Consider the following 16457-nt stretch of genomic DNA (forward strand, 5'->3'; position numbering starts at 1 on the left):
GAGGCGATGCGGTGGGCTCGGATCAGGGCTCGAACTTGTAGCCGAGACCACGCACCGTGACGATGTGGCGGGGGGCGGAGGGCTCCGGCTCGATCTTGGAGCGCAGCCGTTTGACGTGTACGTCCAGCGTCTTCGTGTCGCCGACGTAGTCGGCACCCCAGACACGGTCGATCAACTGGCCCCGGGTGAGCACCCGACCCGCGTTGCGAAGCAGCAGCTCAAGTAGCTCGAACTCCTTGAGCGGCAGCTGCACCGTGGCCCCGTTCACGGTCACCACGTGCCGTTCGACGTCCATCCGGACCGGTCCGGCGGCGAGGGTCGGCACCACCGACTCGGGAGTCTCCGAGCTGTGCCGGCGCAGCACCGCCCGGATCCGGGCGACCAGTTCCCGGGGAGAGTACGGCTTGGTCACGTAGTCGTCGGCGCCGATCTCCAGGCCGACCACCTTGTCGATCTCGCTGTCCCGCGCGGTGACCATGATGATCGGCACCTGCGAGCGCTGGCGCAGTTGACGGCAGACCTCGGTACCGGACATCTCCGGCAGCATCAGGTCGAGCAGGACGATATCGGCGCCGGTCCGATCGAACTCGGTGAGCGCCGACGTCCCCGTGGCAGCCACGGAAACCTCGAACCCCTCCTTGCGGAGCATGTACGACAGGGCGTCTGAGAACGACTCCTCGTCCTCAACCACCAGTACGCGACTCAACGGCTTTTCCTTTCCATCGGTCGAACCGGACCGAGCCCGGTTTGATCCCACACGCGGTCAGCCCTGCCGCGACCTGTCCGGATCGGCCTCGATCCCGATGGACGGCAGCGTCGCCAGCAGGTCGTCCGGCGGGCGGGCCGGCAGCCGGAGGGTGAACGTCGACCCACCACCAAGAGTGCTCGTCACATCCACCCGGCCGCCATGGTTGCTCGCGATGTGTTTGACGATCGCCAGCCCCAGGCCGGTGCCGCCGGTCGCCCGCGAGCGGGCCTGATCGGCCCGGTAGAACCGCTCGAAGATGCGGTCGACGTCGGTGGGGGCGATGCCGATGCCCTGGTCGGTGACCGCGATCTCCACCTGATCCCCGGTCGCCCGAGCGGCGATGCGTACCGTCCTGTCCTCGCCGGAGTAGTTGAGGGCGTTCTCCACCAGATTCGCCACCGCGGTGGCGAGCTGGTTGTCACTGCCGTACAGCATCAGTCCCCGCTCGGCTTCGACCGTCACCTCGATCCGACGAGCGGCGGCGGCGGTCCGGGTGCGATCGATCACCTCGGAGATCACCCAGTCCACCGCGACCGCCTCCGGTGCCGGCTGCGGTTCGGCGCCCTGGAGCCGGGTCAGTTCCAGCAGTTCCTGCACCAGCCGCCCCAGCCGCGTCGACTCGTGCTGGATGCGTTCGGCGAAGCGCCGGGCCGCGACCAGGTCCTCGGAGAGTTCCGGCCGCTCCGCCTCGGCCGGCTCGGTGGCGTCCAGCAGGGCCTCGGCGAGCAGTTGCAACGCACCGATCGGGGTCTTCAGTTCGTGGCTGACGTTGGCCACGAAGTCCCGACGGACCCGGGCCAACCGGTGCGACTCGGTCACGTCGACCGCTTCCACCGCGATGTAGCCGCTGCCCAGTCCCATCGCCCGCAGGTGCACGCCGAGCGGGTTCTCCTCGGCGTTGCCGCGACCTCGGGGCAGGTCGAGCTCGATCTCGCGCCGCACGCCGGTGCGCCGTACCTGCCCCGCCAGGGTACGGACCAGCGGATGCGCCATGATCGAACCCGGCCGGGCGCCGGTCCGCAGCAGCCCCATCGCCCGCGCCGCCGGATTGGTCAGCACGGGCACGTCATCCTCGTCCAGGACCACGACTCCCGCGCGCAGCGAGTCGATCGCACGACGGCCCAGCCCGACCTGCACCTCGTCGACGATCGCGTGCCTCCCCTTACCGAACTGGAAACCAACCCACCGGCTCTGCCTGGACCGGGTCGGCCGGCGCGTCGTGGGGACCACGCGGGACAACCACGCGCCGGCGATCACCCCGATCACCAGGGCCGCAGCCACCGTCAACGCCCACGTCACCCGGCGATCGTAGGGTCATTGTCGACCTGGCTATCGCCCAGAACAGGACGAAGCACTCTCACTTCCGGGAAAGTTCACCCACGCGTCCGCCCTCGTTCATCAGCGTTCACCTCCGGTCCGCCCGGGGGCCCTAGCTTGGCGGCGTACCTGGCACAACCCCGCCGGCGGGTCGCCGGCACCGATGGACAGGACGTGAGGATGCGCGACGAGTTCCAGGCCGACCTTCAGGCCGTCAGCCACCAGCTGGTCGAGATGGCCGAGGGAGTTCGGGCGGCGCTGCGGCAGGCGACCCGGGCCCTGCTCACCGCCGACCGTCGAGCGGCCGAGTCCGTGATCGAGCGGGACGCGGAGATCGACGGACTCTACCGTCAGATCGAGGAGCGGGTCTGCGACGTCCTGGCCCGGCAGGCCCCGGTCGCTTCCGACCTGCGCGCCATGATCACCGCGCTGCACGTGGCGGCCGACCTGGAACGCATGGGTGACCTGGCCGAACACGTCGCCAAGACGGCACTGCGCCGGCACCCGTCGCCGGCCGTGCCAGCCGAGCTGCGCCCGGTCTTCACGGACATGGCGAACATCGCCGACCGGATGGCGGGGAAGATCGCCTCGGTGCTCGCCCGCCCCGACGCCGACCTCGCGGCCGAGTTGGACGGCGACGACGACGCGATGGACGATCTGCACAGAGGGCTGTTCGGGGTGCTGCTCGGCGCGGACTGGCCGTACGGCGTGGAGACCGCCATCGACGCCACTCTGCTCGGTCGCTTCTACGAGCGCTTCGCCGACCACGCGGTCAACAGCGCCGAGCACGTGGTCTACCTGATCACGGGCGAGACCGTCACTCCCGCCTGAACACCCCGACCTGAACACCACGAGGGGCCCCGGTCAGCGTCGGGGCCCCTCGTCGCGATCTCACGGTCGGTCAGTCAGCGACCCTGGTTGGCCACCGCCGCAGCGGCCGCCTTCGCCGCCTCCGGGTCGAGGTAGGTGCCGCCCAGCGTCTGGGGACGCAGCAGCGGGTCCAGGTCGTAGCGCAGCGGGATTCCGGTGGGGATGTTGAGTTTCGCGATCGCCTCATCGCTGATCTGGTCCAGGTGCTTGACCAGCGCCCGCAGCGAATTGCCGTGCGCGGCCACCAGCACCGTGCGGCCGGCCAGGATGTCCGGCACGATCGAGTCGTACCAGTACGGCAGCATCCGCTCGACGACATCCTTGAGGCACTCGGTACGCGGCATCAGCTCGGTCGGCAGCAGCGCGTACCGAGGATCGCCCACCTGCGACCACTCGTCGTCGTCCGCGATCGGCGGCGGCGGGGTGTCGTACGACCGGCGCCAGAGCATGAACTGCTCCTCGCCGTACTCCTCCAGGGTCTGCTTCTTGTTCTTGCCCTGCAGCGCGCCGTAGTGGCGCTCGTTGAGCCGCCACGACCGGCGCACCGCGATCCAGTGCCGGTCGGCGGCGTTCAACGCCAACTCGGCGGTCCGGATGGCGCGGCGCATCACGCTGGTGTGCACCACGTCCGGCAGCAGGCCGTGCTCGCGCAGCAGCTCGCCGCCGCGGCGCGCCTCATTTTCCCCCTTCGCGGTCAGGTCGACGTCGACCCAGCCGGTGAAGAGGTTCTTGGCGTTCCAGTCGCTTTCGCCGTGCCGAAGCAGGACCAGCGTCCCGACGGTGGGCCCCTCGCTAGCTGTCATGCCGATCATCCTGCCGCAACCCGGAGCGGCACGCGCGGGAAGGGTGGTGACGACCACCACGTGGAAATGCAGGTGACCTTGATTCGGGCACGCCACTAGGTTGGTAAGGATCCAATAGATCTTCAGGCATTACGGGGAACGGGGGCGCCGGCGTGCGCGCGATGCGGGGTTGGTTCCGGGACACCACAGGTGGGCTACCGAGAACCTTCTGGTACCTCTGGACGGGCACGCTGATCAACCGGCTTGGCTCGTTCGTCCTGGTCTTCCTCGCCATCTACCTGACCCAGGAGCGCGGCTTCTCCGCCTCGCAGGCCGGCCTGGTCATCGGCGCCTGGGGCGTCGGCGGCGCGGTCGGCACCACCGCCGGCGGCACCCTGACCGACCGGTGGGGCCGCCGGCCGACCCTGCTCACCGCTCACCTGGGCGCCGCGACCATGATGCTCGCCCTGGGCTTCGCCCGTGACCTGTGGACGGTCGCGGCGGGTGCGTTGCTGCTCGGCCTCTTCGCCGAGGCGGCCCGCCCCGCATTCGGCGCCATGATGATCGACGTGGTCCCGGAGCGGGATCGGTTGCGCGCCTTCTCGCTCAACTACTGGGCGATCAATCTCGGCTTCGCCTGCGCCGCGGTGCTCGCCGGCTTCGCCGCCCAGGCCGGGTACCTGCTGCTCTTCGTGGTCAACGCGGCGACCACGGTGGTCACCGCGCTGATCATCTTTGTGAAGGTGCGGGAGACCCGGACGGTCACCGTCGACATGCCCCGCGGCAGTGCCCCGGCCGGAGCCCTCCGGACCATCCTGAGCGACCGGGTGTACCTCGGTTTCGTCACCCTGAACCTCCTCGGGGCACTGGTCTTCCTGCAACACATCTCGATGCTGCCGATCGCGATGGCCGACTCCGGCCTGAGCCCCGCCACGTATGGATCAGTGATCGCGCTCAACGGCGTCCTGATCGTGGCCGGTCAACTCTTCGTGCCCCGACTGATCAAGGGGCGTAGCCGCTCGCATGTGCTCGCCCTGGCCGCGATCGTGATGGGCGTCGGCTTCGGGCTGACCGCGTTCGCCGAGGTCGCGTGGTTCTACGGACTGACGGTGCTGATCTGGACCCTCGGCGAGATGCTCAACTCGCCGTCCAACGCCACCCTCATCGCCGAACTCTCCCCGGCCGAGTTGCGCGGTCGCTACCAGGGAGTCTTCTCGCTCTCCTGGCAACTGGCCGGGGCGGCGGCGCCGATCCTCGGCGGGCTGGTGCGGGAACAGGCCGGCAACGCCACGCTCTGGTTCGGCTGCGCGGTCATCGGCCTGGTGATGGCGGTGGGTCACCTGCTCTCCGGGCCGGCGCGGGAGCGGCGGGCCGTTGCGCTACGAACCGCCGGTGCCGCCCCGGTCGTCACGGCGCAGTCGACCGCACCGCAGCCTGCCGCCCCGCAGGCGGCCGAACCGGTGGCCACGTCCCAGGGGTGAACGCGCCCCCGGCGGCTGTCCCGCCCGGCGACCCGGGCAAGATCTGTTAGGTGTCCGAACAGATTGGTGAGGTCGGGGTACCGGCCGCGCAGCAGCACGAACGGCCACCTGGTGGCCCGCTTCGTCGCTGGCTCACCGACACGGCAGGGGGCCTGCCGGCAACCTTCTGGTACCTCTGGGCCGGCCTGCTGATCAACCGGGCCGGCGCGTTCGCGATGCTCTTCCTGTCGCTCTACCTGACCGCGGCCCGGGACGCCAGCGAGGCGCTGGCCGGTGTGGTGGTCGGCGCGTACGGCGCGGGCGGTGCGGCCGGCGTGCTGCTCGGTGGAGTCCTGGCCGACCGCTGGGGTCGACGGTCGACTCTGGTCGCGGCGCATCTGGTCACCGCCGCCCTGATGGTCGCACTCGCCCTCAGCCAGCACCTCGGCGTCATCGCGGCACTCGCCCTGCTGGTCGGGGTGACGCATTCCATGCCGAGCCCGGCCTTCGTCGCGGCGATCGTCGACGTGGTGCCGGAGCACCGTCGGTCCCGCGCCTTCAACCTGCAGTTCTGGGCGTTCAACCTCGGCATGGCCGTCGCCTCCGTGCTGGCCGGTCTACTGGCCGAGGCGAGCTACGTGGCCCTGTTCCTGGTCGACGCCTTCGCCACGATGGCCACTGCCGCGCTCATCGCCTGGAAGGTTCCGGAGACCCTGACCCGACGGCGGATCTCGGCGAGTCCGGCCGTCGGCGCCCGGCCGTCGCGGCGTCCAGGACTGCACACCGCGCTGACCGATCGACACTTCATGGTCTTCGTCGGGCTGACCTTCGTGCTGGCCGTGCTGACCATGCAGGCGTCGACGATCATGCCGCTGGCAATGCGTGCCGACGGTCTGGGGCCGTCGTCGTACGGCATGGTGGTGGCCCTCGGCGGCGTCCTGATCGTGCTCGGCCAGTTGTTCGTACCCCGGCTCATCGACAATCACCGGAAGGCGCACGTGCTGGGCCTGTCGACGGCGTTGCTCGCCGTCGGCTTCGGTGCGCTCGCCGTCGCCGACGACCTCCCGTTCTACCTGGGCGCCTGCGTGATCTGGACGATCGGCTCGATGCTGGCCGCGCCACCCAACGCACAGATCAACGCGGACCTGGCGCCACCGGCGCTGCGAGCCCGCTACCAGTCGGTGTTCTACCTGACCTTCCCCGCGGCGTCGTTCCTCGCGCCGACACTCGGCGGCTTCAGCCTGCAACGGTGGGGCGACAGGCACTGGTTGCTGATCGCTGCGCTGGGTCTGCTGGCCGCCGGCGCGCACCTGCTCGCCGGGCCGTCGCGAGAACGACGCGTGGCCAGCCTGCGCCGCCAGGAGGAACCGGTCGACCCGTCGCTGGCCAACGCTGTCGGTCGCCATCCGGCACAGCCGGACACGGTCCACTGAACGCAGTGATGCCCGGTACGCGGACGTACCGGGCATTCGACGTCGTACGACCGGCGGCGGCGGGCGTCACTCACCCCCGTAAGCGGCGCCCGCTCGCGCCGCCGGTCAAACAGGTGGGCCACCGTCCCCCAACGGTGTCGGTCCACCCGTCCCCCGCGCCTCGCCCGGCTGCACAGATCTGATCGATCCGCCGCTCCCCCGAACGGTTCCGAGCGTAACGCGGTGCAATAAAGTTAGTGCGGCCAGACCTTGCGATTCAACCTGAGCGGCTGTCTCGCCCGTCACAGCTACCGAACCCCTGTGGGGACGGTTGCCTAGGCCCTCGGTCCAGGCCAACAGCGGGTACCCGAGGACTATTCCCGTAAACCTTTCATCCGTCCTCCCGATCTGGCGATTCGGTCCGGAAGAAGTTGCTCGGGCGGCCGTCCCGCATCTGCTCCTGGTAGATCAGGTTCAGCCGCCGCAGGTCGAAGGTGTGGAACCACTCGTCCCAGCTGATCTCACGGATCCGGCTGCTCTCCCGGTAACCCGGAAAGTTGAACGTCAACACCCCGGCCCGGCCCTCGCGCTCGGTACCGCTGATCGTCGCCGGTTTGGCACCGCGCTCCCGGGCCCACCGTCGGATGACGTCGTGGTTGGTGGTGACCAGGCTGCGGCCGGCACGCTCCGGCCGGTCCTGGAGCGAGGAGATCAGCTGCGACGATCGGATCGACCGCGAACTCGATCGTCCGGTCCGCGCGGCACCACCGCTGGCGGACCGCCGGGTGGGTGCCGCCTTACCCGCGCGGGTGGCCTCGGTGCGGGATCCACCGGCGGCGGTGCCACTCGTGGTCGCCTTGCGCGGGGCCGACTTCCTCGCTCCGGCCGTGCTCCTACCCGCCGCACCGGTGCGTGCCGCGCTGGTCGCCTTGCGGGCGGTGCCGGTGGTCGACCTACCCGCCGCGCTGGTGGCCTTGCGGGCCGGAGCGGCGCGTTTCGCCGGCGCCGCCTTGGCCCGCCCCGGCGCGTTCCGGCCGGACGCCGCCTTGCGCGTGCCGGATGCCTTCGTGGCGTTGGCCCGGCCGGCCGGACCGCTGCTCCGGCGCCCGGCGCCGCCGGACCGGAGCGTCTTCGCCAGCGTCTTCACCAGCTCCGGCTTACGCAGGGCCGAGATGCCGGAGACCCCGTACCGCCGCAGCTCTCCCCGAATGTCGTCCACCCGCATCCGGGAGATCTCCGACTCGGAGATCCGTGGCGTGTTCGGGGTCTGGTTACCGCCCTGCCGTTTGGTCCTGGTCGCGGTCCCGCCGCGACCCGAGCTGCTTCGCTGAGCCATGGACGCTCACGCTCCTCGACACTCGCCGTCTCGGCGCGGCGGGTCCCATCGCCGCACCGCGCGCTGCGGCTTACCCGTCAGGAGCGGTCCGAACCTTCAGCGCCAGGCGGAGCCGACCGAACAGCTTCGGAAGGCTCGAACAGGTGCGCGAAGGCGGCCAGGTTGGCGGTCGACTCGCCCCGCTTCACCCGCCACTCCCACTCGCGGCGGATCGAGCTGCCGAACCCGATCTCCAACATGGTGTCGAAGGACTCGTCGGCGTAGGACAGCACCGCACCGAGCAGCCGGTCCAGTTCGTCGGCGTCGACACCGTTCGGGTTGACCCGGCCGGTGAGGTAGACGTCGCCGACCGCGTCGATGGAGAACGAGACGGCGTACATCTTGGCGTTGCGCTGCAGCAACCAGGCCCACAGCTCCTCACGCCGCTCGTCCGGCTGGCGCATCACGAACGCCTCGATCCGCAGCGCGTGCTCACCGACGATCAGATTGCAGACCGTCTTGAGCTTGTGCGTACCGGGCAGGGTCACCGCGTACGACCCCGGGCCAGTGGACTCGCAGGCGAGTTCCCGCTCCGCGCAGACGGACTCGATCAGGGCACCGAGGTCGCTCATCCGACCAACTCTACGGCGATCACCACCGCACCGCCCGGCTGCCGGTCGGTCATCGCCGCCCTGGTGGGGCGAGCCGGGACCGTCCGGCGCTCAGCAGCAGGAGCTGGTGAGCGCGGCGGTCAGACCGGCCCGATGGTCGGCGATCGCCTCACCGTAGACGGCGAGCAGGCCGGCCGCGGTGCGATGCCAGGAGAAGTTCCGGGCGTGCCGGGCGGCGCCGACGGACAACTGTTCCCGTCGGACCCGGTCGGGCAGCAGGCGGGCCAGCGTACCCGCCCAGTCCGCCGGGTCGTGTCCGCGCACCAGCACCCCGCTGACCTGGTCGCGCACTGCGGTGACCAGGCCGCCGACGGCGGCGGCCACCACGGGCGTACCGCAGGCCTGGGCCTCCAGGGCGACCAGACCGAAGGATTCGTTGTACGACGGCACGGCGACCAGGTCGGCCGCCTGGTAGAGCAGGGGCAGTTCCGCTCCGGTGCGCGGCGGCAGGAAGTGCACCCGGTCGGCGACGCCGAGCGAGGCGGCCAGCTCCATCAGCGCGGTGGGCCGGTCCAGCCCGGTGCCGCTGGGGCCACCGCAGATCACCACCGCGACCTCGCCGGCCAGCTCGGCATCCCGCGCACGCAGGGCGGCGATCGCACGGATGAGCACGTCGGGTGCCTTCAGCGGCTGGATCCGCCCGACGAAGGCCACCAGGTGGCCACGGGTCGGCAGGCCCAGCCGGACCCTGGCCGCGATGGTGGCGGCATCCCGGTCGCCCGCGACGGGACGGAACCGTTCCAGGTCGACGCCGGGCTCGACCACCGCGACCCGGGTGGGCTCGGCGTCGTACCGGTCGATCAGGTCCCGTGCCTCGACCCGGGTGTTCGCGACCAGCCGATCCGCCTCCGCGACCACCTGCTCCTCACCGATCACCCGGGCCTTGGGCTCCGGTCGGTCGCCGACGGCCAACTGCGCGTTCTTCACCTTGGCCAGCGTGTGCGCGGTGTGTACCAGCGGCACCCCCCAGCGGTCCTTGGCAAGCCAGCCGACCTGCCCGGAGAGCCAGTAGTGGGAGTGGATGAGGTCGTAGTGGCCGGGCGGGCGGGCCGCCTCGGCACGCAGCACGCCAGCGGTGAACGCGCAGAGCTGACCGGGCAGTTCCTCCTTGGTCAGACCCTCCAGCGGGCCGGCCATCACGTGCCGGACGTGCACCCCCGGAGCCACCTCCACCACCGGCGGCAGGTCACCCGAGGTGGTCCGAGTGAAGATCTCGACCTCGACGTTCGCCTCGGCCAGCCGCCGGGAAACCTCGAGGATGTAGACGTTCATGCCGCCAGCGTCCCCGGTGCCCGGCTGGTGCAGCGGTGAGGTGTGCACCGACAGGGTCGCGATCCGCCGGGGTCGCGGCCAGGGCAGGGAACCTCGCTGACGACCGACACCGGTGTGCTCTTCCGCCACGTCCGCTCCCTTTGCCACGGTTGATGCCGTCCTGCACGACCGGCGCTACTGCGTCAACACTTCACGCCGGATGTCATCTTCCCGATCGGCGGCGGGAAATACGTCGGGCAGGCCCCCGGGCGTGACCGACCTCATGGCGACCGTGCCGTCTCCCGCCGGCCACCCGCGAGCGAGAATGGCCAGATGAGTCGTGTCGTGATCGTCACCGGAGCGTCCAGCGGGATCGGCGCCGCCACCGCCCGGCGGCTCGCCGTTGAGGGCTTCCACGTGCTTGCCGCAGCACGGCGTACCGACCGCCTGGTCGAGCTGGTCGCCGAGATCAGCGCCGCCGGCGGCTCCGCCACCGCGGTGGGCTGCGACGTCACCTCCGACGAGTCGGTGGCCGACCTGGCCCGGGCCGCGCAGCAGGCCGGCGGGCCGGTGACCCTCCTGGTGAACAACGCGGGCGGGGCACGTGGTCTGGACCCGGTGGAGTCCGGCGCGATCGGTGACTGGCAGTGGATGTACGACGTCAACGTGCTCGGCACGCTGCGGGTCACCCAGGCGCTGCTGCCGATGCTGGAGGCATCCGGGGCGGGCACGATCGTCGTCGTCTCCTCGACCGCCGGCTTCACCGTGTACGAAGGTGGCGGTGGCTACACCGCGGCGAAGCACGCGCAGACCGCGGTCGCCGGCACGCTACGGCTGGAGCTGTGCGGGCGCCCGGTGCGGGTGATCGAGATCGACCCGGGCATGGTGAAGACCGACGAGTTCTCGTTGACCCGCTTCGGCGGGGACGTCGCGCAGGCGGAAGCGGTCTACGCCGGTGTTGCCGAGCCGCTGCTCGCCGAGGACGTCGCCGACTGTATCGCCTGGTGCGCCACCCGCCCGCAGCACGTCAACGTGGACCGTCTCGTGGTCCGGCCGCTGGCCCAGGCCGCCCAGCACAAGGTGCACCGGGCCACCTGATCCGGTCTCGACGATGGCATCGCGGGCATCCCGACCGCTCGGTGCGGTGACCCGGGGGACCACCCACCCCAACCGGCTCCGCCGGGTGGACAACTGGATCGTGGAGGCCTGCGCCGACCCGCTGCGCGCCGCAGCGGACCCGCTGGTCGTGGACCTCGGCTACGGTGCGACCCCGGTGACCACTGTGGAGTTGCGCGCCCGGCTCGCCGCCCGCGTCAGGGCCGACGTACGGATGGTCGGGTTGGAGATCGATCCGATACGCGTGGCCGACGCGCAGCCCGCCGCCGACCCACCGGGGCTCACCTTCGCCCGAGGCGGCTTCGAACTGGCCGGTCTACGGCCCGCGCTGGTCCGCGCGTTCAACGTGCTGCGCCAGTACGACGAGAGCGAGGTGGCCGACGCCTGGAGCACGCTGTGCGCCGGGCTGGCCCCCGGCGGGCTGCTGGTGGAGGGGACCTGTGACGAGTTGGGGCGGCTCGGCGGGTGGGTGCTGCTCGACGCCGACGGGCCACGCTCGCTGACCCTGGCCGCCCGGCTGACGACCCTCGGCAGTCCGGCCGAACTGGCCGAGCGGCTGCCGAAGGCGCTGATCCACCGCAACGTACCGGGTGAACGGATCCACGACCTGATCCGGGCGCTGGACGACGCCTGGCACGCCGCCGCAGGTTACGTCCCCTTCGGCCCCCGCCAGCGCTGGTTGCACACCGTGGCCGCCGTCCGCGCCCAGGGCTGGCCGGTCCTCGACCGCCCCCGCCACTGGCGCCGAGGCCAACTGACCCTCCCCTGGTCCGCCGTCTCCCCCACCCCTCCCGTTGATCATGAGGTTGTTACCCGGGGTGAGCGCTCTCCGAGGCGTTAACCTCATGATCAACGGGGAAAGGGGCGGAGGGGTCAGAGGGTGCAGTTGATGAGGACGGGTTCGGGGTGGAGGGAAACGCCAAAGCGGGCGTGGACACCGTCGCGGATTTCCCGGGCCAGGGTGAGCAGGGCGTCGGTGCTGGCGGCGCCGGTGGGGTTGGTCAGGGCGAGGGTGTGCTTGGTGGAGATGGCGGTGCCCCCGGGACCGGAATACCCCTTGCCGAAGCCGGCCTTGTCGATCAACCAGGCGGCGCTGACTTTGACCGTGTCGCCGGCACCGGGCCAGGACGGCGGCTCACCCAGGTCGACGGCCCGCTGCCGCAGGTGCTCGTACGCGGCGGCGTCGAGGATCGGGTTGGTGAAGAACGAACCGACGGAACGGGTATCCGGGTCGCCCGCGTCGAGCACCATGCCCTTACCGGCGCGCAGCCGCAGCACCGTGGACCGGGCCTGTGCCAACGGCACCCGGTCACCGACCTCGACGCCGAGCGCCCGGGCGAGCTCCGCGTAGCGCACCGGGCCGGACAGCGGCGAGCGGGCCAGCCGGAAGTCCACTGAGAGCACCACCCAGCGCTCGTTGCACTTGAAGATGCTGGACCGGTAGGCAAAGCCGCAGGCCGTGGTCTCGACCTGACCGACGGTTCCGGCGATCCGGTCGTAGACCTGCACGGCGATGATCGTCTCGGCGACCTCCTGCCCGTACGCCCCGACGTTCTGGATCGGGGTGGCACCGGTCGAGCCGGGGATGCCGGACAGGCACTCCAGCCCCGACCAGCCGTTGCGTACCGTCGCGGCGACCAGGTCGTCCCACGGCTCACCGGCCTCGACCCGTATCGTCACGGTCTGCTCGTCCTCGGCCAGCACCCGCAGTCCCCGGGAGCGGACGAGAACCACCGTGCCGGGGAAGCCGGCATCACCGATCACCACGTTGCTGCCGCCGGCGATCAGGAGGATCTCGGAGCCCGCCTCGCGTACCTGGCTGACCAACTCGTCGGCGTTGGTGGCGGTGACGACCCTGCCAGCCGGTCCGCCCAGGCACAATGTCGTGTATTGCGCCAGTTCGCCCGTGCTGGCGGGTTGAGCGGCGGCTGTCGGCTGGGCGTAGACGTCAGACACGCCTCTCACCCTAGGCTGAGAGGTAGCCGTGGCACCCACTGGTAGCCCGGTCACCCCCGGGAGGATGGCGATGAGCAGATTGCACGGCACCAAGGACTTCTGGATCGGGGCGCTCCGGGCCGAGGGCCCGGCCTTCGCCGCCGCAGTGGCCGAGGCGCCACCCGAGACTCCTGTGTTGTCCTGCCCCGGTTGGAGCGTGAACGACCTGACCCGCCACCTCGCCGGAATCTATCGGTGGGTGCACGACGTGGCCGGCTCGGGTGATCCGACGGCGCCGCAGCAGAGCCGGTCACAGCCGGTCGAGCCCGTTGCGGGCGTCACCGCCGTGCAGCAGTGGCAGCAGGCGTACGACGAACTGATGGCGCTCTTCGACGCTCTCGACCCGGAGGCACCGGCGTGGAACTGGGCCCCCCAGCCGAAGAAGGCGGGCTTCTGGCCGCGCCGGATGGCCCACGAGACGGCGGTGCACCGCTGGGACGCCCAGCTCGCCATCGCCTCGGGTGAGCCGATCGAGGCCAAGCTCGCGGCCGACGGGGTGAGCGAGGTGCTGGACACCTGGCTGCCCGCGGGTCGACGCAGGTCGGGCGGCCCGTGGCAAGGGGTTGTCCGGCTGACCGCCACCGACGCCGCCCAGGAGTGGTACCTGCGGCTGCGTGGTACCGGTGTCGCCCTGCTCGACACCGGCACCATCCTCGACCACGACGACCATCATGCGCGGGTGCAGGTCAGTGGCACGGCCAGCGACTTGTTGCTGGCGCTCTGGGGACGGGTCAGCTTCGACACGCTCACCGTCGCCGGTGACCGCGAGCTGCTCGACGGCGTCCGCACCGGCTGATCTCCCCGCACCGCCATGCTCCGGCCGGGGCCGTGCGGTAGGTGCGACGACGGCCACGAGCCGGCCCGGTGATGCCCGAGGCCGGCTCGTGGCCATTCTGTGACCCTCCTGAGAGAGCGCTCTCTTGACACGTCCGGTGCCGGCCCGCAGGCTACGAGAGAGCGCTCTCAGACAGCCTGCGCCACCACCACCCGACCTGAGAGGGGTCATCACACCATGGGCACATTCCCGCGTCACCGCCTCGCGGCGGTCGCTCTGGCCGCCACCGGCGTCCTGCTCGTCGCCAGCGGCTGCGGCGGCGGCGACGAGGCCGCCGGAGACGGCAAGATAACGCTCACCGTCGACGTCTTCGGGCAGTTCGGCTACGAGCAGCTCTACCAGCAGTACATGGACGCCAACCCGAACATCAAGATCGTCGAGCGGGGCACCGGCGGCAACCTCGACGAGTACTCGCCGAAGCTGACCCAGTGGCTCGCCGCCGGCAAGGGCGCCGGCGACGTGGTCGCCATCGAAGAGGGCCTGATGGTCGAGTACAAGGCCAACCCGGACAACTTCGTCAACCTGCTCGACCACGGCGCCGCCGACCTCAAGGGAAACTTCCTGGAGTGGAAGTGGAACCAGGGGCTCACCGCCGACGGTCAGAAGCTGATCGGGCTCGGCACCGACGTCGGTGGCATGGCGATGTGCTACCGCACGGACCTCTTCGAGAAGGCGGGCCTGCCCACCGACCGCGAGAAGGTTTCCGAACTCTGGCCGACCTGGGAGGACTACGTCGCCACCGGGCAGAAGTTCAAGGCCGCCAACACCGGGGCCTCATTCCTGGACGCCGCCACCAACACCTTCAACACGATCGTGCTCCAGACAGCCGGCAACGCGCAGGGCTACCACTACTACGACACCAGCGACAACCTGGTGGTGGAGAGCAACCCGGCGGTGAAGCAGGCCTGGGACACCACCATGAACATCATCAACGCCGGTCTGTCCGGCAAGTACGGCTCCTGGTCGGAGGAGTGGGTTTCGGCCTTCAAGCAGACCAAGTTCGCCACCATCGCCTGCCCCGCCTGGATGACCGGTGTGATCGAGGGCAATGCCGGGCCGGAGGCCAGCGGAAAGTGGGACATCGCCCGGGTGCCGGGCAACGGCGGCAACTGGGGCGGCTCGCACCTGGCCGTGCCACAGCAGAGCAAGCACCAGGAGGAGGCCGTCAAGCTGGCCAAGTTCCTGACCAGCACCGAGGGCCACATCGGCGCCTTCAAGGCCAAGGGCCCGCTGCCCTCCTCGCCGGAGGCGCTGAACGACCCAGCCATCACCGAGGCCACCAATGCGTACTTCTCCAACGCACCGGTTGGCAAGATCTTCGGTGAGGGCGCGAAGACGCTGAAGCCGGTCTACATGGGCCCGAAGAACCAGGCCGTCCGCACCGAGGTGGAGAACGCGGTCCGCACCGTCGAGCTGGGGCAGCGCAACCCCGAGCAGGCCTGGCAGGACGCGATCAACAACGCCAAGAAGGCCGCCGCCAAGTAACCGGCCCGACGGCCCCACCCCCGCCGCCGGTCCAGGGTCAGCCGCGTCCACCCGACGTGTACGGCGGACCGCCCTGGACCGGCGCGGGGCGGGGGCGTGGAAAGGAGTCAACGGGTCATGGCGTTGCAGCTCGACGCGCGACCACCGGCCACACCCGCGCCGCGTGGCACCCGCCCGTCCCGGGCCGGCCGGCTGAGCCGGATCGACGCGAAGTACTCGCCCTACCTCTACATCGCACCGTTCTTCGTGGTCTTCGCGATTTTCGGGGCCTGGCCGCTGGCGTACACCTTCTGGGTCTCCCTGCACGACTGGGACCTGTTGGGCAGCGATCCCACCTTCGTCGGCGCGGACAACTACACGCGGCTGCTGGTCGACAGCGACTTCTGGCACTCGGTGGTCAACACCCTCGGCATCTTCGTCATCAGCACCGTCCCGCAGCTACTCGCCGCGCTCTGGTTGGCGAACCTGCTCAACCGGCAACTTCGCATGCGTACCGGCTGGCGGATGGCGGTGCTGGTGCCCAACGTCACCTCCACGGCCGCCGTGGCGATCGTGTTCGGGGTGCTCTTCGGCCGCGAGTTCGGCATGATCAACTGGCTGCTCGAACTGGTTGGCGTCGACGGCATCGAATGGAAGTCCAACCGCTTCGCCTCGTGGATCGCCATCTCGACCATGGTCGACTGGCGCTGGACCGGCTACAACGCCCTGATCTTCCTCGCTGCCATGCAGGCCATCCCCCGCGACCTCTACGAGGCAGCGGCGATCGACGGTGCGAACCGGGCCCGACAGTTCTGGACCATCACCGTGCCGCTGCTCAAGCCGACGATCATCTTCTGCGTCATCATCTCCACGATCGGCGGACTTCAGCTGTTCACCGAACCGCGGCTGTTCCATTCCGGCACCAACGCGATCCGCGGCGGGCCGATGCGCGAGTCGCAGACGATGACCATGTACATGTTCGAGAACGCCTTCGCGCCCTACTACAACTTCGGCTACGGATCCGCGGTCGCCTGGCTGCTCTTCGCCCTGATCGCCATCGTCGCGGCGATCAACGTTCTGATCATCCGCCGGCTCGGCGCGGGTGCCCGACCGGACACCGGCAAGCGGAAGGGAAGCTCCCGATGAGCGAGCGCAGCGAGCGAATCATTCGGCTCAGTGCGGTGGTGGCTCATCGCGGCGCCGAGCGAAGCGAGGTGGCGC

Annotated in this window: 15 protein-coding genes; 8 read left to right on the forward strand and 7 right to left on the reverse strand. The window is 70.3% G+C overall.

From position 1 onward, the window contains the following. Positions 1-22: 22 nt before the first annotated feature. Both Vlu01_RS11405 and Vlu01_RS11410 read right to left on the reverse strand, forming a co-directional pair. On the reverse strand, positions 23-706 hold the full coding sequence (locus tag Vlu01_RS11405; RefSeq protein ID WP_203997406.1) for a response regulator: 684 nt from the start codon (positions 704-706) through the stop codon (positions 23-25). Between the two features lie 57 nt (positions 707-763). Continuing rightward, the gene (locus tag Vlu01_RS11410; RefSeq protein ID WP_203997408.1) at positions 764-2047 is read right to left on the reverse strand and encodes an ATP-binding protein; all 1284 of its coding nucleotides are present in this window, start codon (positions 2045-2047) and stop codon (positions 764-766) included. Between the two features lie 198 nt (positions 2048-2245). Between Vlu01_RS11410 and phoU the strand changes: the two genes are divergently transcribed. Then, on the forward strand, positions 2246-2896 hold the full coding sequence (gene phoU / locus Vlu01_RS11415) for a phosphate signaling complex protein PhoU (protein WP_203997410.1): 651 nt from the start codon (positions 2246-2248) through the stop codon (positions 2894-2896). A gap of 74 nt (positions 2897-2970) precedes the next feature. On the opposite strand, the gene Vlu01_RS11420 is transcribed toward phoU, so the two are convergent. After that, positions 2971-3738, reverse strand: coding sequence for a phosphoglyceromutase (locus tag Vlu01_RS11420; RefSeq protein ID WP_203997412.1), 768 nt, complete (start codon positions 3736-3738; stop codon positions 2971-2973). A gap of 152 nt (positions 3739-3890) precedes the next feature. Here Vlu01_RS11420 and Vlu01_RS11425 point away from each other — a divergent pair, with 152 nt between their 5' ends. Both Vlu01_RS11425 and Vlu01_RS11430 read left to right on the forward strand, forming a co-directional pair. Continuing rightward, the gene (locus Vlu01_RS11425) at positions 3891-5198 is read left to right on the forward strand and encodes an MDR family MFS transporter (protein ID WP_203997416.1); all 1308 of its coding nucleotides are present in this window, start codon (positions 3891-3893) and stop codon (positions 5196-5198) included. A gap of 152 nt (positions 5199-5350) precedes the next feature. Beyond that, on the forward strand, positions 5351-6610 hold the full coding sequence (locus Vlu01_RS11430; protein ID WP_239095843.1) for an MFS transporter: 1260 nt from the start codon (positions 5351-5353) through the stop codon (positions 6608-6610). A gap of 370 nt (positions 6611-6980) precedes the next feature. Here the strand turns inward: Vlu01_RS11430 and Vlu01_RS11435 are convergent, their stop codons facing one another. The 3 genes from Vlu01_RS11435 to mshA form a co-directional block, all read right to left on the reverse strand. Then, positions 6981-7925, reverse strand: coding sequence for a hypothetical protein (locus Vlu01_RS11435; RefSeq protein ID WP_203997418.1), 945 nt, complete (start codon positions 7923-7925; stop codon positions 6981-6983). A 77-nt stretch (positions 7926-8002) separates the two neighbouring features. Further along, a complete protein-coding gene (locus tag Vlu01_RS11440) occupies positions 8003-8536 on the reverse strand; it encodes a type III secretion system chaperone family protein (RefSeq protein ID WP_203997420.1) in 534 nt (177 codons plus the stop codon). 90 nt (positions 8537-8626) lie between these two features. Further along, the gene (gene mshA, locus Vlu01_RS11445) at positions 8627-9976 is read right to left on the reverse strand and encodes a D-inositol-3-phosphate glycosyltransferase (RefSeq protein ID WP_203997422.1); all 1350 of its coding nucleotides are present in this window, start codon (positions 9974-9976) and stop codon (positions 8627-8629) included. Between the two features lie 183 nt (positions 9977-10159). Between mshA and Vlu01_RS11450 the strand changes: the two genes are divergently transcribed. Together Vlu01_RS11450 and Vlu01_RS11455 are read left to right on the forward strand one after the other, a co-directional pair. Beyond that, complete coding sequence (locus Vlu01_RS11450; RefSeq protein WP_203997424.1) at positions 10160-10924, forward strand: SDR family oxidoreductase; 765 nt, start codon at positions 10160-10162, stop codon at positions 10922-10924. Positions 10925-10937: 13 nt separating this feature from the next. Continuing rightward, positions 10938-11783: a class I SAM-dependent methyltransferase gene (locus Vlu01_RS11455; protein WP_203997427.1), complete on the forward strand. Its 846-nt coding sequence runs from the start codon at positions 10938-10940 to the stop codon at positions 11781-11783. A gap of 32 nt (positions 11784-11815) precedes the next feature. On the opposite strand, the gene Vlu01_RS11460 is transcribed toward Vlu01_RS11455, so the two are convergent. Beyond that, positions 11816-12898, reverse strand: coding sequence for a UDP-N-acetylmuramate dehydrogenase (locus Vlu01_RS11460; RefSeq protein WP_203997428.1), 1083 nt, complete (start codon positions 12896-12898; stop codon positions 11816-11818). Between the two features lie 70 nt (positions 12899-12968). Here Vlu01_RS11460 and Vlu01_RS11465 point away from each other — a divergent pair, with 70 nt between their 5' ends. The 3 genes from Vlu01_RS11465 (at position 12969) to Vlu01_RS11475 (ending at position 16382) form a co-directional block, all read left to right on the forward strand. After that, positions 12969-13733, forward strand: coding sequence for a maleylpyruvate isomerase family mycothiol-dependent enzyme (locus Vlu01_RS11465; protein ID WP_203997429.1), 765 nt, complete (start codon positions 12969-12971; stop codon positions 13731-13733). Positions 13734-13949: 216 nt separating this feature from the next. Continuing rightward, positions 13950-15257 carry an ABC transporter substrate-binding protein gene (locus tag Vlu01_RS11470; RefSeq protein ID WP_203997431.1) on the forward strand — a complete coding sequence of 436 codons (1308 nt, stop codon included), beginning with the start codon at positions 13950-13952 and terminating at the stop codon, positions 15255-15257. Positions 15258-15374: 117 nt separating this feature from the next. Then, positions 15375-16382, forward strand: coding sequence for a carbohydrate ABC transporter permease (locus tag Vlu01_RS11475; RefSeq protein ID WP_203997434.1), 1008 nt, complete (start codon positions 15375-15377; stop codon positions 16380-16382). The last annotated feature ends 75 nt before the right edge of the window (positions 16383-16457 follow it).

The sequence above is a fragment of the Micromonospora lutea genome (genome assembly GCF_016863535.1).
In the GTDB taxonomy this organism is placed as follows: Bacteria; Actinomycetota; Actinomycetes; order Mycobacteriales; family Micromonosporaceae; genus Micromonospora; species Micromonospora lutea.